Annotated in this window: 1 protein-coding gene; it reads right to left on the bottom strand. The window is 62.2% G+C overall.

The genetic code is table 11. The features are described from left to right. Positions 1 to 80: 80 nt before the first annotated feature. The coding region (locus EOA29_RS40630; RefSeq protein WP_127222619.1) for a copper chaperone PCu(A)C at positions 81 to 402 on the bottom strand (322 nt) is incomplete at its 5' end.

The following is a 402-nucleotide window of genomic DNA, read 5'->3' as shown; positions in this document are numbered from 1 at the left end:
TGTCCCGAGCGCGAAAAGCACGCCGGCCGTCAAAAGATACTTGTTCATGATTGTCCCTCGCAGTTTGTGTGATTGCTGGGTCACTCGGCGTGGTCCATGTCGGTGTCGCCGGTTTCACCCATGCCTTCGACTTCGAACTCGACGGTGACGCTGCCGGCCTTCTCGAAGGTTAGCGTCGCCGGGAATTTTTCGCCCTGCTTGGGCTGCCGCTTCAGCCCAACGAACATCAGGTGATAGGCGCCCGGCTTGAGCGCCACCTTGCCGCCGGGCGGGATTTCGAGGCCGCCGCTGACCGGGCGCATGGTCATGACGCCGTCCTTGACGCCCATCTCATGCAGTTCGGCCTTCTCCGAAATGTCGGAGGCAATCGCCAGCAGCCGGTCCGGCGAGCTGCCTTTGTTG

This window comes from Mesorhizobium sp. M1E.F.Ca.ET.063.01.1.1 (genome assembly GCF_003998155.1).
Classification (GTDB): domain Bacteria; phylum Pseudomonadota; class Alphaproteobacteria; order Rhizobiales; family Rhizobiaceae; genus Mesorhizobium.
The sequence above is the reverse complement of the archived record's forward strand: the minus strand, read 5'-3'. Positions and strand labels throughout refer to the sequence as shown.